We start from the raw sequence: 26,169 nt of genomic DNA on the forward strand, positions 1-26,169 counted from the left end.
TCTCCGTGGCCACCCACCCCGGCGGCCCCGGGGCCTACGCCGTCCCGGCGACGAGGGACGCGCCTACGTGCGTTGCGCGACCCGGCGGTCGGGCACGAGGCCGAGCGCCCGGCCGGCCGCGGCGGCCTCGCGCCGCGTGGGCACATCGAGCTTGGCGAGGATGGCCGAGACGTGGTGGTCGGCGGTCTTCTCGGAGATGAACAGCCGCGCCGCGATGCCGGCGTTGGTCAGGCCCTCGGCGAGCAGGCGCAGGACGTCGACCTGGCGCGCGGTGAGGTTCGCCGGGTTGGTGCGGGTCGTGCTCCGGGGCCGGGCGGGCACGCCGGTGACCCCGCGTCCGCGCAGGTCCCGGCGCACCTTGGCGGCCACCGCGTCCGCCCCGAGGCGGTCGAGCAGCTCCAGCGCGGCGAACGCCTCGGCGGGCTCGCCGGTGTCGACGAGCGCGAGGGCCTGCTCGTAGGGCGAGCCCAGCGCGGCCCACCGGCGCGCGGCCGCCGCGGGGTCGCCGTCGAGCAGCAGCCGGTACGGGCCGTCGGGCGCCGCGGTGGGCGGCCGGGCGGCGGCGAGGGCCGGCTCCCCGAGCCGGCGCAGCCACACGGCGAGCTCGGCGGCGGACCACTCGGTGCCCGGGCGCGCGCCGACCTCGGCGAGCAGCGCGAGCACGTCGTCGAGGCGGGCGTCGGGCGCACCGGTGACCCACCACCGCTCGGCCAGCGCCGACGCCGCGGGCAGCAGCCGCAGCGGCTCGCCGAACCGCGCCGCGATGTCCCAGCCCTGCTCGAGGTAGGTGTCGGCCTCGTCGTCGCCGCGGCGCAGCGCGACGAGTCCCCGCACCAGGGAGGGCCAGGTGTGGGTCAGCAGCGACCCGCTGTCGGTGAGCACCCCGCGCGCGTCGTGGACGGCCTCGTCCCAGGCGCCGCGCATGGTGCGCAGGCGGGCGCGCACGCCGCGCTGCCAGTGCTCGCAGATGGGGTACTCCCACTGCACGGTCAGCGGCAGGCTCCGGTCGAGGACCTTCTCGGCGGCGTCGAGGCGCCGCTGCTCGACGTCGAGGTTCGCGATCTGGGTCCAGCAGGTGGAGTGCTCGACCCTGACGGCGTCGCCGACCGCCTCCAGCGCGGCGAGGAGCCGGTCCCGCGCGGAGGGGTCGCCCTCCAGGATCGCGCCCACGAGCTCGACGAGCATGAGCCGGACCTCGAGGGCGTCGTCCGTCCCGTCGGTCTCGACGGCGCGGGCGCGGGCGTGGAGCTCGCGGGCGGACGTGAGGTCGTTGTCCTGGATCGCCAGGAACCCGCGGGCCGCCAGCGCGTGGCCCAGCAGCGCGGCGGCGGGGCTGCCCGGGGCGGCCCGGGGCCCGAGCACCTCGATGGCGGTGGCCGCGTGCGCGACGGCCCGCTCGCGGTCGCCGTGGTACCACTCGAACGAGGCCAGCGAGCGGTGCCCGGCGCCGACGCCGTCGAGGTCGCCCTCCGCCTGCCGCCAGCCGATCGCGCGGTGGCAGGCGGCGATCGCCTCGGCGAGGCGGTTGGTGAGGAAGAGCTCGTGGGCGAGCAGCTCGCAGAGCCCGGCCCGCGCGCCGAGCGCGTCCCGCGGAGCATGGTCCAGGGCCGTCGTGAAGAACCGGGCCGCCTCGGTGTGCGCCCCCGCCGTGGCGGCGACCCGGCCCGCGCGCGCCGCGTACCGGAACACGCGCCCGTCGTCGCCGGCGGCCAGCGCGTGGTGGGCGAGCACGGTCGGGTCGGGGTCGGTGAGCGTCTCCAAAGCGTCGATCATGCGCCGGTGCAGGGCGATCTCGCCGCCGGGCGGGATGGCGCCGGCGATCGCGAGCCGGCAGATGTCGTGGCGGTAGGCGATGCCGCGGCGGTCGCGCGCGAGGAGCCCCGCCGAGTCGAGCGTGCGCAGCGGCCCGATGCCCACGCCCAGCGCCGGGAGCAGGGTGTCCGGGACGGGGCCCGGGGCGCAGGCGAGCAGGTCGGCGAGGTCGCGGGCCTCGGCGTCGAGCCCCGCGGTGCGGGCGAGGACCGCGTCGCGCACGGAGACGGGGAGGTCCCCGCCACCACCCGGGCCGCCCTGGCTGATCACCTCGGTGACGAAGAACGAGTTCCCCCGCGTGAGCGCGTGCAGGTGGGCGACGTCGATGGCGCGCCCGCCCACCAGCGTGGTGACCGCCGCGACCGAGAGCGGGCCGAGCTCCAGGCGGGTCGCGGCCGGGGTGCGCGCGACGTCGCCGAGCAGGGCGCGCAGCGCCGGCTGCGGGTCGGGCTCGTCGGCCCGGTAGGTGGCGAGCACCAGCGACCGCGTGCCCGCGATGCGGCGCAGCAGGAAGCGCAGCAGGTCGATCGTCGCCTCGTCGGCCCACTGCAGGTCGTCGACGACGAGCAGGAGCGGGCGCGCGGTCAGGACGTCGAGCAGCACCCGGTGGATCTCGTGGGGCGGCGCGCTGGCGTGCAGCAGGCGGGCGATCGGCTCGCCGAGGTCGGCCGCGACGTCGTGCAGCGGGCCGAGCGGCCGGGGCACGCGCAGCGGGTCGCAGACACCCCAGAGGACCTGCGCGTCATCGGGGCCGCCGGTGACCTCGGCGGCGAACTCCCGCGCCAGCGAGGTCTTGCCGATGCCCGACTCCCCCGCGAGCAGGACGACCGAGCCCGCGCCGGCGCGCGCCTCCTGCCAGGCGCGCGCGAGGAGGCGCTGCTCGTCCTCTCGCTCGAGCAGGCCCATCTCCGTGACACTACGTGATCGACTTCAGCCGCGGAACGTCCCGAACGGCCCAGTCGTCCCGGGAAACGTAGGGAGGTCCTCCCGATGACCGGCGCTCTCGGTGAGCGGACCGTACTCCCCGACACCGCAGGACACGGACCGGCGACCGCGCCGGACCCGCAGGACGGAGACCCTCCATGACCGACACGACCACGCCCCTCACCGACGCCGCCGCCGCCGACGCCGCCCTCAAGGCCCGCCACCGCACGATGTGGGGCCTCGGTGACTACCCGGACGTGGCCACCCGGCTCATCGCCGAGCTCGGCCCGACGCTCGTCGCCGCCGCCGACATCCGTCCCGGGGAGCGCGTGCTCGACATCGCCGCGGGCACCGGCAACGTGGCCGTGCCCGCCGCGCTCGCCGGCGCGGACGTCGTCGCCTCCGACCTCACCCCGGAGCTCTTCGTCGCCGGCCGCGCGTTCGCGGAGCGCCAGGGCGTCACGCTGCGCTGGGAGGAGGGCGACGCCGAGGCGTTGCCCTACGACGACGACACGTTCGACGTCGCCACCTCGTGCGTGGGCATCATGTTCGCGCCGCACCACCAGCAGGCCGCCGACGAGCTCGTGCGCGTCGTGCGCCCCGGCGGGCGGATCGCGCTCATCAGCTGGACGCCGTCGGGCTTCGTCGGCGACCTGTTCAAGACCATGAAGCCCTACGCGCCGCCGCCGCCGCCGGGCGCGCAGCCCCCGCCGCTGTGGGGCGACGAGGGCCACGTCCGTGACCTGCTCGGCGACCGCGTCACCGACGTCGAGACGCAGGTGGCGACCGTGCGGGTGTCGGCGTTCGACACGCCCGCGACCTTCCGCACGTACTGGAAGGAGACCTACGGGCCGACAATCGTGGCCTACCGCAACGTCGCCGACGACGCCGAGCGCACGGCCGCGCTCGACGCCGACATCGCGGGCGTCGCCGAGCGCCACGACCGCGGCGACGGGTCGATGGACTGGGAGTACCTGCTGATGACCGCGCGCGTGGTCTAAGGCCTTCCCTAGGGAGTGGCCTGCAGCGAGGCCGCCGACACGGCCGGCTCGACGTTGGACTCGGAGTGGATGGGGCCCTCGCGATCCGAGAGCGGGGTGCCCCGTCCGCCCCACTGCTGGGCGATCATCTCCGCGGCGATCGACACCGCGGTCTCCTCCGGGGTGCGGGCGCCGAGGTCGAGGCCGATGGGGCTCGACATCCGGGCCAGCTCGGCCTCGGTGACGCCGGCCTCGATCAGCCGCTCCCGGCGGTCGAGGTGCGTGCGCCGCGACCCCATCGCGCCGATGTAGCCGATCTCGGGCAGGCGCAGCGCGACCTCGAGCAGCGGCACGTCGAACTTGGGGTCATGGGTGAGCACGGCCAGCGAGGTGCGGGAGTCGATGCGCCCCGCCTCGGCCTCCTTGGCCAGGTAGCGGTGGGGCCACTCGACGACCACCTCGTGCGCCTCGGGGAAGCGGCTCGACGTCGCGAACACCGGACGGGCGTCGCACACGGTGACCCGCATGCCGAGGAAGGTGCCCATCCGCGCGACGGCGGCCGCGAAGTCGATGGCGCCGAAGACGATGAGCCGGGGCGGCGGGGCGAAGGACTCGACGAAGACCTGCAGGCCCTCGCCGCGGCGCTCGCCGTCGGTGCCGTAGGACACGAGCGCGGAGCGGCCGGCGGCGAGCAGGCCGCGCACGTCGTCGCGCAGCGCGTCGTCGAGACGGGCCGAGCCCGTGCTGCCCTCGACCTCCTCCGGCCACACCACCAGCCGGCGCCCGAGCCGGTCCGCGGGTCCCGAGACGACGGTGGCGACGGCGACCGAGCGGTGCTCGCGCACGGCCGCGGCGATGGCGCCGAGCTGGGGGAACGACTCGCGGTCGACCTTCTCGACGTAGACGTCGAGGATGCCGCCGCAGGTCAGCCCGACGGCGAACGCGTCGTCGTCGGAGACGCCGTAGCGCTGCAGGGTGGCCTCGTCGGTGCCCTCGAGGATCCCCGAGCCGAGCTCGTAGACCGCCCCCTCGACGCAGCCGCCCGACACGCTCCCGACGGCCTGCCCGTCGTCGCCGACGAGCATCGAGGCGCCGGGCTGCCGGGGCGCGGACCGGAACGTGCCGACCACCGTGGCCAGCGCCGTCGGACGCCCCGCGTCCCACCAGGACTCCAGGGTCGGCAGCACGTCACGCATCCCGCAGCACCTCCAGCAGCTCGGCCAGCGTCGTCAGGGAATGGCCCGCCAGCAACCGGTCAACGTGCGGCAGGGCCGCCGCGATTCCCCCCTGCACCGGCATGTAGCCGCTCTTGCCCGCGTGCGGGTTCACCCAGACGACCTTGTGCGCCAGGCGCCGCAGCCGCGCGGCCTGCTCGCCGAGCAGCTCCGCACCCCCGCGCTCCCAGCCGTCGGAGAACACGACGACGACCGCGCGGCGGGCGACGCCGCGCTGTCCCCAGCGGTCGAGGAACGCGCGCAGCACCTCGCCGAGCCGGGTGCCGCCCGACCAGTCGGGGATGGCGCGCCCGGCGTCGGTGAGCGCCCGCTCGGGGTCGCGCTGGCGCAGCTCGCGGGTGACCCGGGTGAGGCGCGTGCCGAGCGTGAACGTCTCGACCGCCATCGGCGTGCGCCGGGTGACGACGTGGGCGAAGCGCAGGAGCGTGTCGGCGTACGGGCTCATGGAGCCGGACACGTCGATGAGCAGCACCAGCCGGCGCGGGCGCTCGCGGCGGGCGCGGCGGCGCAGGTCGCCGATCTCGCCGCCGTTGGCCAGCGCCGCGCGCAGCGTGCGCCGCGCGTCGGGCTCGCCGCGCCGCGCGGCCCGGCGGCGCCGGGCCCGGCGCTTCGGCGGGGCCGGGCGCAGCAGGGCGAGCAGCTGCTTGAGGTGCTCGCGCTCGCCGATCGAGAGCTCGGCGATGTCGCGGTCGCGCAGGATCTCCTCGCCGGAGGCGGCGACCCGCAGCTCCGGGGTCTCCTCCTCGTCACCCTCCCCGGTGCCCGGCGGCGGCTCGGTGAGCGCGGCCATCGTCGAGACGCGGGGCTTGGGCTGCGCGGGCCGTCCCATCCGCTGGTCGCGCGGGTCGGCCGAGAACCAGGCGGCGAAGGCGTGGTCGTAGCGGACGACGTCGTCGGGGTCGGCGCACAGCGTCAGCCGGCCCGCCCAGTAGGTCGAGACCTCGCTGGTCAGGTCGGACAGGCGCAGCGCCTGCAGGTACGCGGCGACGCGGTCGGTGGTGACCGGCACGCCCGCGTTGCGGACGAGGCGGGTGAAGGCGACGAAGTCCTCGAGCACGGCGTCGCCGTCGGGGACGGGGCTCCCGCCGAGCGCCTCGACGACGTCGCCGGCCAGCACCGCGCCGGCGTGCGGGCGGGGAGCAGGCCCGTCGCTGCTCCCGCCGCGGTCCCCCGTGCTCATGAGGCGAGCAGGGCGTCCAGCTTGTCGCGCGCCCGGTCCGCGTCCTCGCGGTACTTCAGCACGGCGCCGAGGGTGGCCGTCGCCGACGCGAGGTCGAGGTGGCGGGCGCCGACGAGCTGCAGCGCCTGCGCCCAGTCGATCGACTCGGCGACCCCGGGCGGCTTGAGCAGGTCGAGCCCGCGCAGCCCGTGCACGGCCCGGGCGACCTGCTCGGCGAGCTCCTCCGGGAGATCGGGCAGGCGCCGGCGCAGGATCGCGGTCTCGCGGGCGAGGTCGGGGTGCTCGAGCCAGAGGTAGAGGCAGCGGCGCTTGAGCGCGTCGTGGACCTCCCGCGTGCGGTTCGAGGTGAGCACGACCAGCGGCGGCGTCTTCGCGCGGACGACGCCGATCTCGGGGATCGTCACCGAGTTCTCCGCGAGCACCTCGAGCAGGAACGCCTCGAACTCGTCGTCGGCGCGGTCGACCTCGTCGACGAGCAGCACGCACGGCGCGTCCTGCAGCGCCTGGAGCACGGGACGCGCCAGGAGGAAGCGGCGGTCGTAGAGGGAGGACTCGACGGCGTCGACGTCGAGCTCGGTGTGCGACGCGCTCGCGGACGCCTCGAGCGCGCGCAGGTGCAGCAGCTGGCGCGGGAAGTCCCAGTCGTAGAGGGCCTGCGAGGCGTCGATGCCCTCGTGGCACTGCAGGCGCACGAGGGGCAGCCCCAGGGACTCCGACAGCGCGTGGGCGAGCGCGGTCTTCCCCGTCCCGGGCTCGCCCTCGCAGAAGAGCGGGCGCCCCATGCGCAGCGCCAGGAACGCCGCCGACGCGAGGCCGTCGTCGGCGAGGTAGCCGGTGCCGTCGAGGGCGCGCGCCAGGTCGTCCGGGCTGGTGGGTTCGGTGGTCACGCTCACCTGTCCAGCATGTCCCACTGCCGGTGGGGTAGCCACCGGGCGGCCATGTGACGGCGGGCGCGCCTGAGATGTATTGGGCCGAACGGCCGTGTTGACACCGTGAGGCCACGCACAGATCGGATCTGCGCAACCGGCCGCGAAAGCGCTTGCTTCGCTGATCGACTCGGGCCTGGAGCAGGGAATCTGCACACTCCTCGATCACGAACCGGTCACGGGCCGGTGACGGCGGTCGCATGAGGCCCGGTTGAAAGACCGCGTGTGCTCCGTACCGTCCCTGGCGGCCCTCTTCCTGCACCGACCGGTGCGAGGGCCGCACACCCCCGGGACCGCCGCGCCGACGCTCGTCCAGCGTTCCCGGGTGACCAGCCCCGAAACGAAAGTGGCGGACCGGACGGGCGTGAGGACTGCAGGGCCCCCGGGTGCCCCCTGAGCACCCACGGGCGGTGAGACCGCGTGGAACCGGTCGTCGACCCGCTCGCGAGGCCCCGCCCACGCGGCGCGGTACGGAGAGAGGTCATGGCTCGGAACACCGATCAGTCGCTGGCGCGCGCCCTCGGACGGCGCGCCGCCCAGATCGCCCTCGTGGGCGCGGTCGCCGCGACCCCGATGGCCCTGACCACGGGCCTGGCGTCCGCCGACACGGACTGGGACGAGCTCGCCCAGTGCGAGAGCGGCGGCGACTGGAGCATCAACACCGGCAACGGCTTCGGTGGCGGGCTGCAGTTCACCGACTCGACCTGGCGCGCCTTCGGCGGCTCGGGTCAGCCGGAGGACGCCAGCCGCGCCGAGCAGATCCAGGTCGCCGAGCGCGTCAAGGCCGAGCAGGGTATGAACGCCTGGCCGACGTGCTCCCAGAAGACCGGCAACACCGACGACTCGGCGAACACCGAGTCCGACTCCGGTTCGTCGAGCTCGGGCTCCTCGGGTTCCTCGGGCTCCTCGGACGCCGAGGGCGTGCGGTCCTCCGCCTCGACCGGGAAGCCGGCCCAGCCGGCGGCCCCGGCCGCCCCCGGCGCCAGCCACACGGTCGCGGCGGGCGACACCCTGAGCTCCATCGCCGCCGCCAACGGCGTGTCCTGGGAGTCCGTCGCCCAGCGCAACGCGCTGGCCGACCCGGACAGCCTCAGCGTCGGGCAGCAGCTCGCCCTGCGCTGATCCCGCGTCCGCGCGCCCGACGGCCCCGGCTCCCCTCGCGGAGCCGGGGCCGTCGTGTGGGAGGAGCCGGGTCACAGCGCCTCAGCACGTGGGGCAGACCCAGGTCGCCGAGCGCGTCACGACCGCGCAGGGCACGGGCGCCCGGCCGACCTGCTCGCGCAGGACCGGGCAGACCGACAGCTCGCCGACCACGGAGGCAGCGAGGGCGTCCCTCGCTGCCTCCCACGCACCCAGGGACTCCCTCGCTCCCCCGGGCAGGCGCGCCACCCGCCCGTCAGCCGGTCAGGGGCAGTTGACCCATTCCTCGGTGCCGTCGGTGAACTCCTGGCGCTTCCACACCGGCAGCTCGCGCTTGACGGCGTCGACGAGCTCGCTGCAGGCGTCGAACGCCTCGCGGCGGTGCTCGGCGGCGACGGCGCAGGCCAGGGCGACGTCGCCGATCCCCAGCGCGCCGACGCGGTGGGTCACGGCGAGCGCCCGCACACCGGCGAACTGCGCGGCGACCTCGGCGGCCACCTTCTCCACGACGGTCGCGGCGCTCGGGTGGCCCTCGTAGTCCAGGGCGGTCACCGAGCGGCCGTGGTCGTGGTCGCGCACGACACCCGCGAACGTGACGACCGCACCGGCGGCGGCGTCGTCGACCAGCACGGCGTGCTCGTCCACGCTGATCGGTTCCTCGGTGACGGTGGCCCGGAGCACCCGAGCGGTCATGTGTGGTCCCCTCCCAGGATCTGGTCGACGGCGTGGGCCAGCACCGGCTCGAGCACGGCCAGGCCGTCGCGCACCCCGCCCGGGGAGCCGGGCAGGTTCACCACCAGGGTGCGCTTCGCGACCCCGGCCACGCCACGGGAGAGCACCGACGTGGGGACCTTGTCGGCCCCGGCCCGGCGGACGGCGTCGGCGAGGCCCGGGATCTCGTAGTCGAGGACCGCGCGGGTCGCCTCGGGGGTGGCGTCGGTGGGCGAGATGCCCGTGCCGCCGGTGGTGACGACCACGTGGTCGCCGTCGGCGACGGCCTCGCGCAGCGCCGCGGCCACCGGCTCGCCGTCGGGCACCACCACCGGGTCGGGCGTCGTGAAGCCCTGCCCGCGCAGCCACTCGACGATGATCGGGCCGCCGCGGTCGGTGTAGACGCCCGACGAGGCGCGGTTGGACGCGGTGACGACGCGCGCCCGCCGGGTGGGGTCAGCGGCCCTCGGGCCGGGTCCAGACACCGGAGCGTCCCCCTTCCTTGCGCTCGAGGCGCACCGCGTCCAGCGTCGCCGCCGGATCCAGTGCCTTGATCATGTCGTGCAGCGTCAGGCCGGCCACCGCGACCGCGGTCAGCGCCTCCATCTCCACGCCCGTGCGATCGGCGCTGCGGGCGGTGGCGGTGATGGCGACGTGGTTGTCGCCGACCTCCAGGTCGACGGTCACCCCGGCGAGCGGGATCGGGTGACACAGCGGGACGAGGTCCGGCGTGCGCTTGGCGCCCATGATGCCCGCGACCCGCGCGACGCCCAGCGCGTCGCCCTTGGGGACGGTGTCGTCGCGCAGGGCGGCGGTGACCTCGGCCGTCGTGCGCACGACGCCCGTCGCGGTCGCCGTGCGGCGCGTGACCTCCTTGTCGCCGACGTCCACCATGCGCGCGGCCCCGGTGGCGTCGACGTGCGTGAGCCCCGAGCTCTCACTCATCCGCGCCCTCCACCGCCTGCGCCGTCTCCTCGCCGAGGGCCAGCGCGGCGCCGACGTCGACGGTCCCGGTCCCGCGCTCGCGGGCGCGCTCCACGGTCTTGCGGACCGCCCCGGCCACGGCGGGGGCGACGGTGTTGTCGAAGACGCTGGGCACGATGAACAGCGGGTTCGGCTCCGCCACCACGTCCCCGATCGCGGCCGACGCGGCCAGCAGCATGTCGTCGGTGATCGCCCGCGCCTGCGCGTCGAGCAGCCCGCGGAAGATGCCGGGGAACGCGAGGACGTTGTTGATCTGGTTCGGGTAGTCCGACCGGCCCGTGGCCACGACCGCCGCGTGCCGCTGGGCGAGCGACGGGTCGATCTCCGGGTCGGGGTTGGCCAGCGCGAACACGACGGCCTTGTCCGCCATCGCGGCGATGTCCGACTCGTGGAGCAGGTTCGGCGCCGAGACCCCGATGAACACGTCGACGCCGGGCATCGCGTCGCGCAGCGTCCCGGTGCGCCGCTCGCGGTTGGTCTGCTCGGCGACCCACTCGAGGCTGGGGTGCAGGCCGGGGCGCTCGGGGTGGATGATCCCCTCGACGTCGACGGCGATGAGGTCGGCGGGCGCGAGCGGCAGCAGCAGCCGGATGATCGCCGAGCCGGCCGCGCCCACCCCGCAGACCACGATCCGGCAGTCGTTCATCTCCTTGCCGACGACGCGCAGCGCGTTGCGCAGGGCGCCGAGGACGACGACGGCGGTGCCGTGCTGGTCGTCGTGGAAGACGGGGATGTCGAGCTTCTCGCGCAGCCGCTCCTCGATCTCGAAGCAAGCCGGCGCGGCGATGTCCTCGAGGTTGATCCCGCCGTAGGCCGGGGCGAGGACCTCCACGGTGCGGATGATCTCCTCGGTGTCCTGGGTGTCGAGGCACACCGGCCAGGCGTCGACGCCCGCGAAGCGCTTGAACAGGGCCGCCTTGCCCTCCATCACCGGCATCGCCGCGGCCGCGCCGAGGTTGCCGAGCCCGAGCACCGCCGAGCCGTCGGTGACCACGGCGACGGTGTTGCGCTTGATGGTCAGGCTGCGGGCGTCGTCGGGACGTCGGGCGATCGCCTGGCAGACCCGGGCGACGCCGGGCGTGTAGGCGCGGGAGAGGTCCTCGCGGGTCCGCAGGCCGACCTTCGCCGTGACCTCGATCTTGCCGCCGAGGTGGACGAGGAAGGTGCGATCGGAGACGTTGCGGACCCGGACGCCGTCGAGGCCGTCGAGCGCGCCGGTGATCTGCTCGGCGTGCTCCTCGGACAGGGCGTTGCAGCTGATGTCGATGATGATCGAGTCGGTGCGCGACTCGACGACGTCGAACGCCGTCATGACGCCGCCCACGCGCCCGACGGCGACGGCGAGGTCACCCGCCGCGGTCGCGCTCGCCGGCGCCTCGACGCGGGCCGTGATCGCGTAACCGGGTCCCGGGACGGTCACCGTGGGGTCTCCTCTCGTGCCTGCCACCGTTGCAGGTCGTCCGGGGTGTCGAGGTCGTCCTCGACCGCGACGTCACCGATCTCGACGGCCACCACGTCGTCCCGGCCGCGCAGGAAGCCCCGCGCGCCGGCGTCGCCGCTGGCCGCCGCGTGCACAGCCTTCCAGTGCGCCCGCCCGAGCAGCACGGGGTGGCCCGGGCGCCCGCCGACGGCGCCGCGGGCGAGCACCTCGGGGTCGCGGGCCCGCGCGGCGACCCGCGCCAGCGCGTCGGGCCCGATGCCCGGGGTGTCGACGAGCGCGACCAGCACCGCCACGGCGTCGCTCGGCTCGAGCGCCTCCAGCCCGGCGCGCAGCGAGGCGGCCTGGCCCTCGGTGTCCCAGCCCGGCGCGGGAACCCAGCGCGTGCCGTCGTCGAGCAGGGCGGCCGTGTCGGGCAGCCCGGCGCCGAGCACGACCACCACCGGGGCGAGCCCCGCCTCGCGCAGGGCCCGGGCGCCGCGGCGCACGAGGGGCTCGCCGTCGAGCTCGACGGCGGCCTTGGGGCGCCCCATCCGCCGCCCCCCGCCCGCGGCGAGCAGCAGGCCGGCGACCGCGGTGACCTTCTCGATGGTCCGGCTCCGCTTCGCTGCGCGTCTTCTCGATGGTCCGGCTCCGCTTCGCTGCGCGTCCCGGCTCTAGCGGTTGATCTCGGTGACCGGGTGCTCGTAGCCGAGCTGGTCGGCCGGCAGGGGGAACTCCGTCTCGCCGAACGGCGACGGCGACCCCTGCGTGGGCGCCATCAGCTCCGTGATCGGGTGGCCGCCCTCGACCTCGGGCCACCAGGGATCCTGGCGCGGCGGCGTCTCGTCCCCGGCCTGCGGGTCTGCTCCGGTCGCGTGGTCGTCGGCCATCTCTCCCTGTCCTCCCGGTCGGCGGAGCACCAGTCTGCCGCACCTCGGGGGTGTGCGCCCCCAGGCCCGACTACCGTGGACGTCGATGTCCGGCCGGACCCTCCTCGACCACCTGCGCGCCCAGGACGACGACACCCTGGGCGCGCTGCTGCGTGCCCGCCCGGATCTGGCCCTGCCCGCCCCCGCCGACACCGGCGTCGTCGCCACCCGCGCGAGCGTGCGGATGTCGGTCGGCCGGGCGTGCGAGGACCTCGACGCCTTCACCCTGCAGGTGGTCGACGCGCTGCTCGTGATGCGCGCCGACGAGGCGCCCGTCGCCGTCGGCGACGTGCTCGCGCTGCTTGGTCCCGACCGCGCCGGGGCCGGCCGCGCCGCGCTCGCCGACCTCGAGAGCCGCGCCCTGTGCTGGCCCGACGGCTCGACGCTCGACCCGGACCTGCCGACCGCCGACCCGGACGCCCGCGCAGGCCTGCGCGCCGTGCCCGCGCTGCGCGACGTCTCCGTGCGCTACCCCGGCGGCCTCGGCCGCCCGGCGCCGGAGTTCTCCGCGATCGCCACCGCCGACGACTTCCGCGCGGTCGTCGACGCCCTGCCCGCCGACGAGCGCGCCGTGGTGGAGGCGCTGTCCGCCGACGGGCCGGTCGGGCGCAGCCGTGCCCAGGGCCCCGACGACGGCCCGGTCGGCCGGCTGCTCGCCGCGGGCCTGCTGCACCGCGTCGACCACGAGACCGTCGAGCTCACCCGCGAGGCCGCCCTCGGCGTGCGGGGCGACCGCCCGCTCGGCGACGTCGCGCTCGCCGACCCCATGCCGGCCCCCCGCGTGCGGGCGCCCGCCGACGTCGACGCGACCGCCGCCGGCGAGATCCTCGAGCTGGTGCGGCGCGCGGAGGTCGTGCTGACGTCGTGGTCGGACACCCCGCCCGCGGTCCTGCGCTCCGGCGGGCTCGGGGTGCGCGACCTGCGCCGGGTCGCCCGCGACCTGCAGCTCACCGAGGCCGACGCGGCCCTGCTCGTCGAGGTGCTCGCGGGGGCGGGGCTGATCGCGGTCTCGGAGGGCGGCGACCCGACGTGGACGCCGACCGTCACCGTCGACCGCTGGTTCGCCGCGGGGCCCGACGTGCGCTGGGTGGTGCTCGCCCGCGGCTGGCTCGACACGCCCCGCGCGCCGTCGCTGGTCGGGGCGCGCGACGTCGGCGACAAGCTCATCGGCCCGCTCTCCGACGAGGCCCGCCGGCCCTGGGCGCCGGCGCTGCGCCGCCGGGTGCTCGACCGGCTGCGCGAGTTCGACGACGGCGCGGGCCCGCCCAGCGCCGACGACCTCGTCGCGTCCCTCGCGTGGCGCGCGCCGCGCAAGGGCGGCAGCCGGCGCGACGAGATGATCCGCACGGTGCTGCGCGAGGCGACGGTGATGGGCCTGGTCGCCCACGACGCGATCACCTCCGCGGCGCGCGAGCTGCTCGTGCCCGCCCGCGGCCCCGGCGACGACCCCGACGGCGCGGCCGCCGCGGCGCTGCGGCGGGCGCTGCCCGATCCCGTCGACCACGTGCTCCTGCAGGCCGACCTCACCGCGGTCGCCCCCGGGCGCCTGGAGCCCGAGCTGGCCGCCGCGCTCGACCGCGTCGCCGACGTCGAGTCCTCGGGGGCGGCGTCGGTGTACCGCATCACCGAGGCCACCGTGCGGCGCGCCCTCGACCTCGGGCAGACCGCCGCCGACCTGCACGAGCTGTTCGCGACCCGCTCGGCCACCCCGGTGCCCCAGGGCCTGACCTACCTCGTCGACGACGTCGCCCGCCGCCACGGTCGCCTGCGCGGCGGGGCGGCGGCGGCGTTCCTGCGCTCGGAGGACGAGGCCCTCATCGCCGAGGTGATGGTGCACCCGGAGGCCGAGCGCCTCGAGCTGCGCCGCATCGCGCCGACCGTGCTCGTCAGCACCCAGCCGCTGGTCGACGTGCTCGAGGCGCTGCGTGCCGCCGGCCTGTCACCCGTCGCCGAGGACGAGGTCGGCGGGGTGCTCGACCTGCGCCCCCGTGGGCGGCGCACCCCGGCGAAGCGGCCCGAGCGCGCCGTGGGCACCACGCCGACGCTCTCCGAGGACCAGATCACCGCGCTCGTGGCCCAGCTCCGCGCCGGCGACCGCGCCGCCACCGCGCCCCGGGGCCGCGCGACCGGCGCCGGCCAGGGGCGCACGGCCACCTCGGCCACCGTCGCCGTCCTCGCCGAGGCGGCCCGCACGGGGCGCAGCGTGTGGATCGGCTACGTCGACTCGCACGGCACCGCGTCCCAGCGCGTCGTGCGCCCGCTGCGCGTCGGCGGCGGCGTGCTCGAGGGTGTCGAGGACGACGGCGACAGCAACGGCGCCCCGGTCGGCGGCGCGGCCCTGTCCTTCGCCCTGCACCGGATCACCTCGGTGAGCGTGCTCGCCGACCGCTGACGGCTGCCCGGGCTGGGCCGAGCGCCGGGTCAGGCTCGCGCGCCGACCGCCCAGACCTGCATCGCGTGCTCGACGAGGGCGATGAGCGCCTGCTTCGTCGACTCCCGGTCGCGGGCGTCGACGGTGAGGATCGGCACCGACGGGTCGATCGCCAGCGCCTCGCGGACGTCCTCGAGCTCGTGGCGCAGGACGCCGTCGAAGCAGTTCACGCCGAGCACGTAGGGCAGGCGCCGGTCCTCGAAGAAGTCGACCGCGGCGAAGCAGTCGGCGAGCCGGCGGGTGTCGGCGAGCACCACCGCGCCGATGGCGCCGCGCACGAGGTCGTCCCACATGAACCAGAACCGGTCCTGCCCGGGCGTGCCGAACAGGTAGAGGATCAGGTCGGAGTCGAGCGAGACGCGGCCGAAGTCCATGGCCACCGTGGTGGTGCGCTTGTTGGGCACCGCCGAGAGGTCGTCGACGCCCGAGCTGGCGTCGGTCATCACGGCCTCGGTCGTCAGCGGGTCGATCTCGGAGACCGAGCCCACGAACGTGGTCTTGCCGACCCCGAACCCCCCGGCCACGACGATCTTGGCTGAGGTGGTGGTCGGGACCGGCTCGGCGACCGCTGCGTCAGAGCCGTCGTAGTCCACTCAACACCCTTTCCATCAATGCCATGTCCGGGACGTCGCCCGAGGTCGAGGCGGTCTGGTGCACCACGACGGTTCCCTGGGACGCCATGTCGCCGATCACGACCCGGGCCACGCCGAGCGGCAGCTTCAGCATCGCCGCCACCTCCGCGACGGACCGGGGCTCGGCGCACAGTTCGGCCACGGCACGGTGCTCGTACTGGGGGATCCGCGACGGGTCGCGGCCCGCGGTGCCGACCGAGACCAGGGTCTCGACGGCGAGGTCGTAGACCGGGCGGGTCCGCCCGCCGGTCCAGGCGTAGGGACGCACGATCGCGACGTCGTCGGCGCGCTCGGCGGGCGGCTCCGGCTCGGGGAGCTCGTGCCGTGGCGGGCCACCGGGCTGGGGCACGCCGTAGGGGGCCGTCTGGGGCTCCCCGGGCGCCAGGGCGTGCGCCCCGTCGGGCACGCCCTCGCCGTACAGGTAACCGTCGGGGGCGACGGCGCCCTCGGTCGGCGGGCCGACCTCGCCGGGCGCCGGCGTGGCGGGCGGCGACGTCTCCGCCGGCTCCTCGGCGTTGCGGCGTCGCCGGAAGAGCCCGCGGCGCTCGCCGCGCGGCTTCACCGGACCGCTGATGCCGTTGAGGACGTCGGCGAAGGACTCGCCGGAGTCATCGCTCACCGGTCGTCACCCCCTCGTGACGTCATCGCACCGCCGACCCCTGGAGCTCGGCGCGGAGCTCGGGGGTCAACAGCTGCCCGACCCGGTCGACCAGGAGGGTCATCTCGTAGCCGACCAGGCCGATGTCGCAGTTCGGGGCGGCGAGCGTCGCGAGGCACGAACCGTCGCTGATCGACATGAGCAGGACGATGCCCCGCTCCATCTCCACCACCGTCTGCACGACGTCGCCGGCCTCGAAGCAGCGCGCGGCGCCCTGCGTGAGGCTGACCAGGCCGGACGCGACCGCTGCCAGCTGGTCGGCGCGGTCACGCGGCAGGCGGTTGGACGCCGTGAGCAGCAGCCCGTCGGCCGACACCACGACCGCGTGCGCCACCCCCGGCACCCGCTCGGCGAAGTTCGAGACCAACCAGCCGAAGCGGCTCGGCTGCGACTGGGCTCCGGTCACTGCTCCTCCTCATCCCCGGGGCGAGCGTCCTGCGGCGCGCCCTCGGTCTCCCCCGGCCGGCCGCGGCGGGTGGACCGCCCGTCGGCCACGCCCTGCTGATAGCTCGCGAGACGGCCACGGATGGCGTCGGCGCTGCGCCGCGGGGCCGGCCCCGCGGTCGTCGGGCCCTCGCCCGGACGCGCGGCGCCCGGCACGAGCTGCGCGCGCGGCCGGCGCTTCGGCAGGCCCGCCTCGGTCGTGCCGCCCGGGCTCACCCCGGCGTCCAGGGCGTCGGCGGTCGCCGCGGCGGCGCGCCAGCCCTCGTCGCCCGAGGTCGAGGCCCACTCCGCCTCGTCCGGTCCCGCCGCCGGCGGTGCCTCCCGGAACCACGCGGACGCGACCTCGTCGTAGATCGGCGTCCGCTCCCGCTGCGGCCGTCCGGCCCGGGTGGGCAGGCGCTCCGGCACCGCCCGCGCGGGCGCGCCGACACCGCCGCCCCCGTTGCGGGTGTGCCCGTTGCCCTCGGCCGGCGGCGTCGCGTCGAAGAGGCGGTCCGGTGGCCCGCCCGGCGCGGCGCCGGCGGGCACCAGCGGCGCGGCCGGGCCCGGAGGGCCGGGACGCTGCGGGCCCTGGGGTGCACCGCGCCGCGGCAGGGCGCCGGGGCTCTGCGGGCCCGCGGCCGGACGCTGCGGCGCGTCCGGGACCGGCGGGGCCTGCGGTGCCGACGGCTCGGGCGGGGTCACCGGCTCGGCCGGCGCGGCGACCTCGGAGCTCTCCGACGCCACCGGCGTCTCCGTGACCTCCGTGGCCTCGGCGGGCTCGGTGGCGTCGGCGGGCTCGAGGGCCTCGACGGTCTCCGGTGCCTCGTCCGTCTCACCGGTCGTGCGGCGCGGACGCAGCCGCGGCGCCGTCCCCGGCGAGAACCTCGCCCCGGTCGGCGGCAGGCGGCGACCCGAGGGCCGCATGCCGCGGGGCTCGCCCGGGGCCTGCGGCGACTCCTGCTCCGGGGTCTCCGGGGTCTCCGGGGTCTCCGCGCCCTCGGGCACCTCGGTCTCCGCGACCTCGGGAACCGAGGGCGCCTCGGTCGCGGTGTCCGAGGTGCTCGCCACGGGCTCGTCGGCGGCGGGCGCCTCCGGTGTCGCCGACGACGCGCTCTCCGGCGACCCCGCCGGCCACGCCGGGCGGGCCTGCGGGCGCACCACGCGCGGGCGCAGCGGGAGCATGCCGCGGCGGTTCGGCAGCGCCTCCGGGGCCGGCGCCTCGTCCTGCTCCGGCGCCTGCTCCTCCGTGACCTCGTCGGCGACGACGTCCTCGGCCGGCGCCTCGACGGCGGGGTCCTCGGCGCGCTCCTCGACCTCGTCGGCCGTCTCCTCGCCGGGCACGGGCCCGGGCGGGGGCACGACGGGCGCGCCGTTCCACATCGGCGGGCCGGCGGCAGGCCCGCGCGGCGGGCCACCGGGCGACGGGCCGTACGGCCCGGCGGGGCCGCGTCCGGGCGGGGCACCCCGCCATCCCGGGGGCGGCACCGGGCCGGGAGCACCCGGGCCGCCGGGCGGCGGGCCCCAGACCGGGCCGGCGGGACGGCCGGGCGCGCCGGGCGTGGTCGCGCCGCCGCCACCGCCGAAGCCTCCGGGTCCGGTCGGCGCGCCCATGCCTCCGGGCCCCCCGGGCTGGCCGGGCAGACCCGGCAGCGGCCCGTGGGGCGCACCCTGCGGCCGGCCCTGCCGGGGCGGCCGACCCTGCTGACCCTGCTGCTGGCCGTCCTGCGGGGCGTCGGGGGCCTCCTCGGGCCCCTCGGCGTCCTCCCGCTTCCACGAGAGGTCCTCGTCGTCCTCGTCGACCGGCTCGTCCTCGTCGACGGGCTCGACCGGCTCGGCGGGCTCCACCGGCTCGGCGGGGACCCCGTCGTCGCCGGGCTCCTCGGCACGACGGCTGCGCCGGCGCGCGGCGGCCGCGCCGATCAGGGCGGCCGCGCCGCCCGCGACCGCGGCACCGCCGACGAAGCCGTGGCGGCCCTGCTCCTCCTGCTCGGGGGCCTGCTGGCCGTCGGCGTCGGCGGGGGACCCGGCGAACGCCGTCGCCCGCTGGTCGGCGGCCTCGCCCTGCACGGTCGCGGGCTCCTCCGCGCCGTCGGCCGGCTCCGGGACCGGTCCGCGCTCGGGCGGCCGTCCGGGGCCCGCCGGGCCGCCAGGACCGCCCGGGCGTCCGGGCAGACCCGGGCCACCGGGGCCCGCGTGCCCGTTGCTGCCGTGCCCGTTGCCCCCGTGCCCGTTGCCGGCCGGCGCGCCGTTCGCCACCCCGCGCCGCGGCAGCATCGGGCGCCGCTCCGACCCGCCGTCGGGGGCCGGCGGGCGGCCCTGCTCCGGGGCGGGGTCGCCGCCGGGCGCGAAGAACGCCCCGGGTGCGCCGGCCGTGCGCCGCTCGCGCTGGGGCAGGCCGTTCGTGCCGCGCGCCTGCTCGGGGACCGATCCGGTGCCGGCCGGGGCCTCGGGCCGGCGCGGCGCGGACCCGGCACCGAGCGCGGGCCGGCCCTCGGTCGTGCCTGCGAGCACCGCCGACGCCGGGACCAGCGCCGTCGCGGCGACGCCGCCGTCGTCGCGGTTGCGCAGCTCCACGGTGATGCCGTGGCGGGTCGCGAGGCGGCCGACCACGAACAGGCCCATGCGCCGGGACGCCGACACGTCGACCGTCGGCGGCGAGTCGAGCCGCACGTTGGCCTCGTGCAGGTCGTCCTCGCTCATGCCGACGCCGGAGTCGAGGATCTCGACGAGCACCGAGCCGTCGCCGTTCTGCGTGGCCTGCACCCGCACGCGGGTGTCGGGTGCCGAGAACGTGGTCGCGTTCTCGAGCAGCTCGGCCACGAGGTGCACGACGTCGCTCGCGGTGCGGCCCAGCAGCTGGGCCTGCGGCGGCGGCGCGAGGTCGATGCGCTGGTACTGCTCGACCTCCGAGGCGGCGGCGCGCAGCACGTCGACCAGCGGCACCGGACGGCTGCCGCGCCGCGAGAGGTCGGTGCCCGAGAGCACCAGGAGGTTCTCGGAGTTGCGGCGCATGCGCGTCGCGAGGTGGTCGAGCTGGAAGAGGTTGGAGAGCGCCTCCGGGTCCTCCTCGGAGTTCTCCAGCTGCTCGATCAGCCGCAGCTGGCGCTCGACCAGCGCCTGCGAGCGCCGGGACAGGTTGACGAAGATCGAGTTGAACGCCGAGCGCAGACCGGCCTGCTCGGCGGCCAGGCGGACCGCCTGCTCGTGCACCTGGTCGAAGGCGCGGGCGACCTGCCCGATCTCCTCGCGCGTGTTGATCGGTGTCGGGACGATCGTGGTGTCGGGCGTCTCGCCCTCGCGCAGGCTCTTGACGGCCTGCGGCAGCCGTCGCTCGGCGACGTCGAGGGCGGTGCGCCGCAGCAGGCGCAGCGGGCGCAGCAGCGAGCGGGTCACGAAGAAAACCACCGCGGCGCCGGCCATCAGGGCCAGCAGCAGGATCACCGAGGCGACGCCGGCACCGTTGCGGGCGGCGGCCTGCAGCGCGCCCGCCTGCTCCTGGAGCTGGCCGCGCAGCTGCTCGGACGTCGCGGCGTCGCGGTCCTCGACGGCGGCGGACGCGCGCTCCCAGTCCGGGCCCGCCACCTGCAGCGGGAGGCCCGCCGCCCCGCGGCCGAGCACGACCTGGGCCAGCAGGTCGCGGTTGTCGACGTCCGGGCCGACGACGGCGTCGGCGAGCGCGGCGTTGTCGGTGCCGACCGCCGAGCGGAAGTCGTCGACGGCGATCGAGCGGCGCAGCGTCGCGTTGCGCGCCTGGTCGATCGACGGCGCGTCGATGCGGCCCGCGGCGATCCCGGCCGCGACGACGGCCTGGACGTAGGCGTCCTCCTCGCGGACCACCGACAGCGAGTACAGCCCGGAGGAGAGCCCCGCGACGCTCGGGTCGGCGGCCTCGCGGGAGAGCGAGCGGTCGAAGACCTCGAGGGTGTCGATCGTCTCGGTGTAGCGCGCGATGGCCCCGGCGGCGTCGACGCGGCCGTCGATGACGTCGTCGCGCAGCCGGTCGAGCTGGTCGATCTCGCCGTCGGCCTGGTCGAAGGCCGTGATCGTCTGCTGGTCGAGCGAGTCGGCCGCGCCGGCCGAGCGGCGCAGCTCGGAGGTCGCGTCGCGCGTCGCATCGATGCGCTGCTCGACGGGCCCGGAGCCGCCGGCGCGGTTGGCCGCCACGTAGACCGCCGCGGCCGAGCGCTCGTCGGCGAGGTCGCCGAGCACGCGCGCCGTGCTGTCCTCCAGGGCCACCGCCTGCTGGACGCTGTCGTAGGACGCGGCCTCCTGCGTCTGCTCGACGATGCGGAGCACGCCGAGGGTCAGCACGAAGATCGTCGGCACCAGCAGCACCGCGGTCAGCTTGACCGGCAGGCTCCAGTTGCGCAGGGCCAGCCGCTCGGTCCAGTCGCCGCCGGAGCGGTCGTCCGGACCGGGGCGGCCGTCCTGCGGATCGTGGTACCGCACCGGCGTGCGCTCGGGTGCTCGCTCAGGAGTGGTCACGGACGGGTCCTCCCGGTTCCGCCGGTCGGTCGGACATCGCCCGGCGTCGCCCCACGCCGAACGCGTCCCTGGTCGACGCTCGGTGACCAGGGATGGGCTAGGGTCGCGACCGTCCGGTCCGCGGGAAGGCACGTGGGTGACACCGTGCGGCCACGCGGAGACACGTCGGTCCGACGATCGGGGAGCTTGGCGGGCGAGCGCATCAGCGTTGTCAGGTGTCCAGAGCGGTCGGCGCGGGTCCACGGGGACGTCGCGGCGGGCGAGCCCAGGCGCGGACGCGTGGGCTCGAGCGGGTCGGTGGTCACTCCTCCAGGGCGGGGTCGAGCGGGCCCACTGTAGCCGTCCGGTGACGGGGAATGCCCGGCGCGCCTGCAGCGCTCCCCGAGCGGTGTCCCTGCTCCGCCCGACGGCGTGTCGGTCCCCCGGAGGACAATGGGACGGACCACCCGCCGACGCGCCCGGAGGTCGAGAGGTTGAGTCAGCCCGGCAACGGACCGCTCATCGTCCAGTCCGACAAGACCCTGCTGCTCGAGGTCGACCACGAGGCGGCCCCCGCCGCTCGTCAGGCCATCGCGCCGTTCGCCGAGCTCGAGCGCGCGCCCGAGCACGTCCACACCTACCGGGTGACGCCGCTCGCGCTGTGGAACGCGCGCGCCGCGGGCCACGACGCCGAGCAGGTCGTCGACGCGCTGGTGCAGTACTCCCGCTACGCGGTCCCGCAGGCCCTGCTCGTCGACGTCGTCGACACGATGGGCCGCTACGGGCGCCTGCAGCTGACCAACTCCCCCGTGCACGGCCTGGTCATGCTCTCCACCGACCGCGCGGTGCTCGAGGAGGTGCTGCGCAACAAGAAGATCGCCCCGATGCTCGGCGAGCGCATCGACGACGACACCGTCGCGGTGCACCCCTCGGAGCGCGGGCGGCTCAAGCAGGCGCTGCTCAAGGTCGGCTGGCCCGCCGAGGACCTCGCGGGCTACGTCGACGGCGAGGCGCACCCGATCGAGCTCGACCAGTCCGACTGGGAGCTGCGCGACTACCAGGCCGACGCCGTCGAGGGGTTCTGGCACGGCGGCTCCGGGGTCGTCGTGCTCCCCTGCGGCGCGGGCAAGACCCTGGTCGGCGCGGCCGCGATGGCCAGGGCCGGCGCGACGACGCTGATCCTCGTCACCAACACCGTGGCCGGGCGCCAGTGGAAGCGCGAGCTCGTCGCGCGCACGTCGCTCACCGAGGACGAGATCGGCGAGTACTCCGGCGAGCGCAAGGAGATCCGCCCGGTCACCATCGCGACCTACCAGGTGATGACCCGCAGGACGAAGGGCGAGTTCCGGGCGCTCGAGCTGTTCGACACCCGCGACTGGGGCCTGATCATCTACGACGAGGTCCACCTGCTGCCCGCGCCGGTGTTCCGCATGACCTCCGACCTGCAGTCGCGCCGCCGGCTCGGCCTCACCGCCACGCTCGTGCGCGAGGACGGCCGCGAGGGCGACGTCTTCTCGCTCATCGGCCCCAAGCGCTACGACGCCCCGTGGCGCGACATCGAGGCCCAGGGCTGGGTCGCGCCGGCCGACTGCGTCGAGGTCCGCGTCACGATGACCGACAACGAGCGGATCATCTACGCCACCGCCGAGGCCGAGGAGCGCTACCGGCTCTGCGCCTGCGCCAAGACGAAGATGCCGGTGGTCAAGAGCATCCTCGCCCGCCACGAGGGCGAGCCGGCGCTGGTCATCGGCGCCTACCTCGACCAGCTCGACGAGCTCGGCGTCGCGCTCGACGCCCCGGTCATCCAGGGCTCGACGAAGAACAAGGAGCGCGAGGTCCTGTTCGACCGGTTCCGCCGGGGCGAGATCCCGGTGCTGGTCGTGTCGAAGGTCGCGAACTTCTCCATCGACCTGCCCGAGGCCTCGGTCGCCATCCAGGTGTCGGGCACGTTCGGGTCGCGCCAGGAGGAGGCCCAGCGCCTCGGGCGCCTGCTGCGCCCCAAGGGCGACGGACGCCAGGCGCACTTCTACTCGGTGGTCGCGCGCGACTCGGTGGACGCGGAGTACGCGGCCCACCGCCAGCGCTTCCTCGCCGAGCAGGGCTACGCCTACCGGATCGTCGACGCCGACGACCTGGTCGGCCCGGCGATCCCCGACCTCGGCGCCGAGACCGAGGGCGAGCCGGAGTCCGAGCGGCAGGACCCGACCGGCTAGCCGGCCTCCCGCTCCCCGTGCCCGCGGGACACGGGTCGCCGCACGTCCGCCGCCGCGGGCCGACCCTCGGTCCAGCACACCGCCGTGCCCTCCACGGCGACGACGCCGTCGTCGCGCGTCACCCGCACCGCGAGCGTGGTGATCGGCTTGTCGGTCCGCGCGGCCGTCACCTCCACCGACCCGGTGATCACGTCACCGGGCCGGACCGGGGCGAGGAAACGCAGGTCGAGCTGCAGGAACACGCTGCCGGGCCCGGGCAGGTCCTCGGCGACCACGGCGTTGAGCACGGCCGTGGTCACCCCGCCCTGCACGACGACGCCGCCGAACCGGGTCGCCGCGGCGAAGTCCTCGTCGTAGTGCAGGGGGTTGCGGTCGCCGGAGATCGCGGTGAAGAGCTCGATGTCGCGGGAGGTGACCGTGCGGGACCGGCCGGCCCGCTGTCCCACCCGGGGGCTCCGCGGGTCCTCGAGCGCCGCGCTCACCGGTCGTCGCCCGTCACGAGGGCGAGCGCGCCGAGGCGGTGCAGGTTCCCCAGCTCGTCGGCGACCATGACGATCCCGCTGATCCGGCCGTCGGTGAGGGTCAGGACGTCGATGACGCGCAGGTCGACGGGGCCGCCGGTGGCGGGCACGGTGCCCAGCGGCGTCGCCAGCGGGCCGGTGTGGGTCCCGAGCATCCGGAACGCGACGACGACCTTGCCGGGCGCCTCCACCTGCTCGAGGATCTCCCGGTCCAGCCCGCCGTAGGCGCCCTGCACGCCGCGGGCGCGGGTGAGCAGGTCGGCGAGCGACACCGAGGTGCCGTTGATCGTCACGGGGTCGGTGTAGAGCCCGGCGAACGCGGCCAGCGCGGCGGCGTCGTCGTCGGGCAGCGGGGTCGACCACAGGTCCATGAGTCGGGTGACGATGTCCGTGGTCGAGCTGGCCGTGGGGGTGGTGCTCACCGTGGCCTCCTTGGTCCGGTCGGTGTCGCACCGGACGCTAGGAACGGCGGGGGCGTGCCGGCGTCGGCGCCGCCTGCCCATCCCGGGTGCCCCCGGTGCCCATCTCAGCCGCGCGTTCCAGCAGGTCCCCGCCCATCGCGCACTCCCCCGCGCACGACGGCAGGCCGGTCGCGGGCCGCGGTGAAGCGCCGTGACCACCGGTGCCCGCGCGGGTCGGCCCCGGTGACCGGGGTGGGCGACCTGGGCAGCCGCCGGCCCGGCTTGGGCATGCGCTGCCGATGCCGCGACCGGTGCCCGCGGCCGACCGTGGTGGAGCCGAACAGCCCACCGACACCGGGAGCACACGATGACCGAGACGATCACCCACACCGTCCGCAACGGCGTGGACACCACCAACCTCTTCGCCACCCTCGACGTGCTGAAGGCCCAGCCCGAGCTCGCGCGGTTCCGCTTCCGCGCCCGCAACCAGTGGATGGGCGGCTCGCACAACCGCAGCACGATCAAGGACTTCTACGCGGCGGGCGGCGAGGACACCTCCCGCGCGGCGGCGTTCACCCTCGACGCCGGCGAGCCCGCGATCCTGATCGGCGAGGACGACGGCCCCAACCCGGCCGAGTTCCTGCTGCACGCCCTGGCCGCCTGCGTGACGACCTCGCTCGTCTACGCCGCCGCGGCCCGCAAGGTGAAGCTCACCGCGGTCTCCTCGACCCTCGAGGGCGACCTCGACGTGCAGGGCGCGATGGGCCTGGACGACGGCATCCGCAACGGCTTCGAGCAGATCCGGATCACCGTCCACATCGCCGGCGAGGCGACCCCGGAGAAGCTCCGCGAGGTCGTCGCGCGCGGCACCGACCGCTCCGTGGTGTTCGACAGCATCACGCGCGGCGTGCCGGTGTCGGTCGAGGTCGTCACGGACTGAGCCCCCGCCCCGGAGTTCCGCCCGGGGGCCGGACGCGATCCGCCCGGCCCCCGGCGGCCACCACCGCCAGGAGACACCCATGAGCACCCCCCTCCGGCGCCGCGACGCGATCGTCGTCGGCGCCCGCCCCGCCGGCGCCGCCACCGCGATGCTGCTGGCCCGCGGCGGCCACGACGTCCTCGTCCTCGAGTCCGCCCGCCCCGGTACCGACACCCTGTCCACCCACGCGCTCATGCGCGGCGCGGTCGTCCAGCTCGAGCGCTGGGGTCTGCTGCCCGCCGTGGTCGCCGCCGGCGCACCCGCCGTCACCACCACCGAGTTCCACTACGGCGACGACGTCGTGAGCGTCGCCGCGCGCCCGGGGACGACGCCGCTGCGCGCCCCGCGCCGCACGGTGCTCGACCCGATCCTCACCGACGCGGCCCGGGCCGCCGGCGCGCAGATCGTGTTCGGCGCCCGGGTGACCGGGCTGCTGCGCGACGGGCGCGGCAGGGTGACCGGCGTCGAGTACGTCGAGCGCGGCACCCGCACCCCGGTGCGCGCGCACGCCGCGGTCGTCGTCGGCGCCGACGGGCGGCGCTCCACGGTCGCCGAGGACGTCGACGCCCCGGTGGAGCACGCCGGCGAGGCGTCGAGCGCCGTCCTCTACTCCTACGTGCCCGAGCTGCCCGACGACCGGTACCGCTGGCACTACCGGCCCGGCCTCACCGCCGGCGTCATCCCCACCACCGGCGGGGAGGCCTGCGTCTGGGCCGGCGTGCCGACCGCGCGCTTCGACGCCCTGCGCGGCGACCTCGAGGGCGGCTACCGCGCCCTGCTGACCGAGGCCGCCCCCGACGTGGAGCTCGGGCCGGGCCCGCTGCGCGTCCGCGGCTTCCCCGGCGTCCCGGGATTCGTCCGCACCGCCGGGGGGCCGGGGTGGGCGCTGGTCGGGGACGCCGGCTACTTCAAGGACCCGCTGACCGCGCACGGCATCACCGACGCGCTGCGCGACGCCGAGCTGCTCGCCCGCGCGCTGCTCGGCTCGTCGGACCGCACCCGCGCCGACGCCCTGCGCGACTACCAGGACACCCGCGACCGGCTCTCCGCCGACCTCGCCGCCCTCACCGAGCGGATCGCCTCCTACCGCTGGGACCTCGCCGAGCTGCGCGAGCTGCTGCCCGCGCTCAGCCGCGCGATGCGCCCCGAGGTCGAGGCCCTCCGCGCCCTCGACCCACCGACCAGCCTCGCCGCCTGAGGAGA

20 protein-coding genes and 1 pseudogene are annotated in these 26,169 nt (G+C 76.4%); 6 read left to right on the forward strand and 15 right to left on the reverse strand.

The features are described 5' to 3' along the window. Nucleotides 1-63: 63 nt before the first annotated feature. Complete coding sequence (locus tag PHK61_RS28250; protein WP_274284363.1) at nt 64-2,718, reverse strand: ATP-binding protein; 2,655 nt, start codon at nt 2,716-2,718, stop codon at nt 64-66. A 176-nt stretch (nt 2,719-2,894) separates the two neighbouring features. Here PHK61_RS28250 and PHK61_RS28255 point away from each other — a divergent pair, with 176 nt between their 5' ends. Next, nucleotides 2,895-3,737 carry a class I SAM-dependent methyltransferase gene (locus PHK61_RS28255; protein ID WP_274284364.1) on the forward strand — a complete coding sequence of 281 codons (843 nt, stop codon included), beginning with the start codon at nt 2,895-2,897 and terminating at the stop codon, nt 3,735-3,737. 8 nt (nt 3,738-3,745) lie between these two features. Here PHK61_RS28255 and PHK61_RS28260 read toward each other — a convergent pair whose 3' ends face one another. From PHK61_RS28260 to PHK61_RS28270, 3 genes are read right to left on the reverse strand one after another with little or no spacing between them, the layout of a single operon-like run. Continuing rightward, nucleotides 3,746-4,912 carry an XdhC family protein gene (locus tag PHK61_RS28260; protein ID WP_274284365.1) on the reverse strand — a complete coding sequence of 389 codons (1,167 nt, stop codon included), beginning with the start codon at nt 4,910-4,912 and terminating at the stop codon, nt 3,746-3,748. After that, a complete protein-coding gene (locus PHK61_RS28265) occupies nt 4,905-6,131 on the reverse strand; it encodes a vWA domain-containing protein (protein WP_274284366.1) in 1,227 nt (408 codons plus the stop codon). The genes PHK61_RS28260 and PHK61_RS28265 overlap by 8 nt, the downstream gene beginning before the upstream one ends. Beyond that, nucleotides 6,128-7,018 (reverse strand): AAA family ATPase, encoded by an 891-nt coding sequence (locus PHK61_RS28270; RefSeq protein ID WP_274284396.1) that lies wholly within the window; start codon nt 7,016-7,018, stop codon nt 6,128-6,130. Before PHK61_RS28270 ends, PHK61_RS28265 begins: the two co-directional genes overlap by 4 nt. 522 nt (nt 7,019-7,540) lie before the next feature. Between PHK61_RS28270 and PHK61_RS28275 the strand changes: the two genes are divergently transcribed. Beyond that, nucleotides 7,541-8,179 carry a LysM peptidoglycan-binding domain-containing protein gene (locus PHK61_RS28275; RefSeq protein WP_274284367.1) on the forward strand — a complete coding sequence of 213 codons (639 nt, stop codon included), beginning with the start codon at nt 7,541-7,543 and terminating at the stop codon, nt 8,177-8,179. A 282-nt stretch (nt 8,180-8,461) separates the two neighbouring features. Here PHK61_RS28275 and PHK61_RS28280 read toward each other — a convergent pair. From PHK61_RS28280 to PHK61_RS28300, 5 genes and pseudogenes are all read right to left on the reverse strand, one after another. After that, a pseudogene (locus PHK61_RS28280) lies at nt 8,462-9,393 on the reverse strand (molybdenum cofactor biosynthesis protein MoaE). After that, on the reverse strand, nt 9,365-9,853 hold the full coding sequence (gene moaC, locus PHK61_RS28285; protein ID WP_274284368.1) for a cyclic pyranopterin monophosphate synthase MoaC: 489 nt from the start codon (nt 9,851-9,853) through the stop codon (nt 9,365-9,367). The pseudogene PHK61_RS28280 and the gene moaC overlap by 29 nt, the downstream one beginning before the upstream one ends. Next, a complete protein-coding gene (locus PHK61_RS28290) occupies nt 9,846-11,312 on the reverse strand; it encodes an NAD-dependent malic enzyme (RefSeq protein WP_274284369.1) in 1,467 nt (488 codons plus the stop codon). The genes moaC and PHK61_RS28290 overlap by 8 nt, the downstream gene beginning before the upstream one ends. After that, nucleotides 11,309-11,863, reverse strand: a complete 555-nt coding sequence (locus PHK61_RS28295) for a nucleotidyltransferase family protein (RefSeq protein ID WP_420791452.1) — start codon at nt 11,861-11,863, stop codon at nt 11,309-11,311. The genes PHK61_RS28290 and PHK61_RS28295 overlap by 4 nt, the downstream gene beginning before the upstream one ends. Nucleotides 11,864-11,986: 123 nt before the next feature. Further along, nucleotides 11,987-12,202: a hypothetical protein gene (locus tag PHK61_RS28300; RefSeq protein WP_274284370.1), complete on the reverse strand. Its 216-nt coding sequence runs from the start codon at nt 12,200-12,202 to the stop codon at nt 11,987-11,989. Nucleotides 12,203-12,287: 85 nt separating this feature from the next. On the opposite strand from PHK61_RS28300, the gene PHK61_RS28305 reads away from it, so the two are divergent. After that, nucleotides 12,288-14,633 carry a helicase-associated domain-containing protein gene (locus PHK61_RS28305; protein WP_274284371.1) on the forward strand — a complete coding sequence of 782 codons (2,346 nt, stop codon included), beginning with the start codon at nt 12,288-12,290 and terminating at the stop codon, nt 14,631-14,633. A gap of 29 nt (nt 14,634-14,662) precedes the next feature. Here PHK61_RS28305 and PHK61_RS28310 read toward each other — a convergent pair whose 3' ends face one another. Genes PHK61_RS28310 through PHK61_RS28325 form a run of 4 tightly spaced genes read right to left on the reverse strand, consistent with a single transcriptional unit; the run spans nt 14,663 to nt 20,873 of the window. After that, complete coding sequence (locus tag PHK61_RS28310; RefSeq protein WP_274284372.1) at nt 14,663-15,265, reverse strand: GTP-binding protein; 603 nt, start codon at nt 15,263-15,265, stop codon at nt 14,663-14,665. After that, the gene (locus PHK61_RS28315; RefSeq protein WP_274284373.1) at nt 15,246-15,923 is read right to left on the reverse strand and encodes a DUF742 domain-containing protein; all 678 of its coding nucleotides are present in this window, start codon (nt 15,921-15,923) and stop codon (nt 15,246-15,248) included. Before PHK61_RS28315 ends, PHK61_RS28310 begins: the two co-directional genes overlap by 20 nt. Nucleotides 15,924-15,945: 22 nt before the next feature. Beyond that, on the reverse strand, nt 15,946-16,368 hold the full coding sequence (locus tag PHK61_RS28320; protein WP_274284374.1) for a roadblock/LC7 domain-containing protein: 423 nt from the start codon (nt 16,366-16,368) through the stop codon (nt 15,946-15,948). Beyond that, complete coding sequence (locus tag PHK61_RS28325) at nt 16,365-20,873, reverse strand: sensor histidine kinase (protein WP_274284375.1); 4,509 nt, start codon at nt 20,871-20,873, stop codon at nt 16,365-16,367. Before PHK61_RS28325 ends, PHK61_RS28320 begins: the two co-directional genes overlap by 4 nt. Nucleotides 20,874-21,346: 473 nt before the next feature. Here PHK61_RS28325 and PHK61_RS28330 point away from each other — a divergent pair, with 473 nt between their 5' ends. Continuing rightward, the gene (locus tag PHK61_RS28330; RefSeq protein ID WP_274284376.1) at nt 21,347-23,065 is read left to right on the forward strand and encodes a DNA repair helicase XPB; all 1,719 of its coding nucleotides are present in this window, start codon (nt 21,347-21,349) and stop codon (nt 23,063-23,065) included. On the opposite strand, the gene PHK61_RS28335 is transcribed toward PHK61_RS28330, so the two are convergent. Together PHK61_RS28335 and PHK61_RS28340 are read right to left on the reverse strand one after the other, a co-directional pair. Then, complete coding sequence (locus PHK61_RS28335; RefSeq protein ID WP_274284377.1) at nt 23,062-23,511, reverse strand: MaoC family dehydratase; 450 nt, start codon at nt 23,509-23,511, stop codon at nt 23,062-23,064. The genes PHK61_RS28330 and PHK61_RS28335 overlap by 4 nt on opposite strands. 32 nt (nt 23,512-23,543) lie before the next feature. Then, a complete protein-coding gene (locus PHK61_RS28340) occupies nt 23,544-24,008 on the reverse strand; it encodes an ester cyclase (RefSeq protein ID WP_274284378.1) in 465 nt (154 codons plus the stop codon). A 346-nt stretch (nt 24,009-24,354) separates the two neighbouring features. On the opposite strand from PHK61_RS28340, the gene PHK61_RS28345 reads away from it, so the two are divergent. Both PHK61_RS28345 and PHK61_RS28350 read left to right on the forward strand, forming a co-directional pair. Then, entirely contained in the window at nt 24,355-24,927 is a 573-nt protein-coding gene (locus PHK61_RS28345) for an OsmC family protein (protein ID WP_274284379.1), read from the forward strand. A 79-nt stretch (nt 24,928-25,006) separates the two neighbouring features. Next, a complete protein-coding gene (locus PHK61_RS28350) occupies nt 25,007-26,164 on the forward strand; it encodes an NAD(P)/FAD-dependent oxidoreductase (protein ID WP_274284380.1) in 1,158 nt (385 codons plus the stop codon). Nucleotides 26,165-26,169 lie beyond the last annotated feature (5 nt).

It is taken from the genome of Actinomycetospora lutea (assembly GCF_028737205.1).
GTDB lineage: Bacteria > Actinomycetota > Actinomycetes > Mycobacteriales > Pseudonocardiaceae > Actinomycetospora > Actinomycetospora lutea.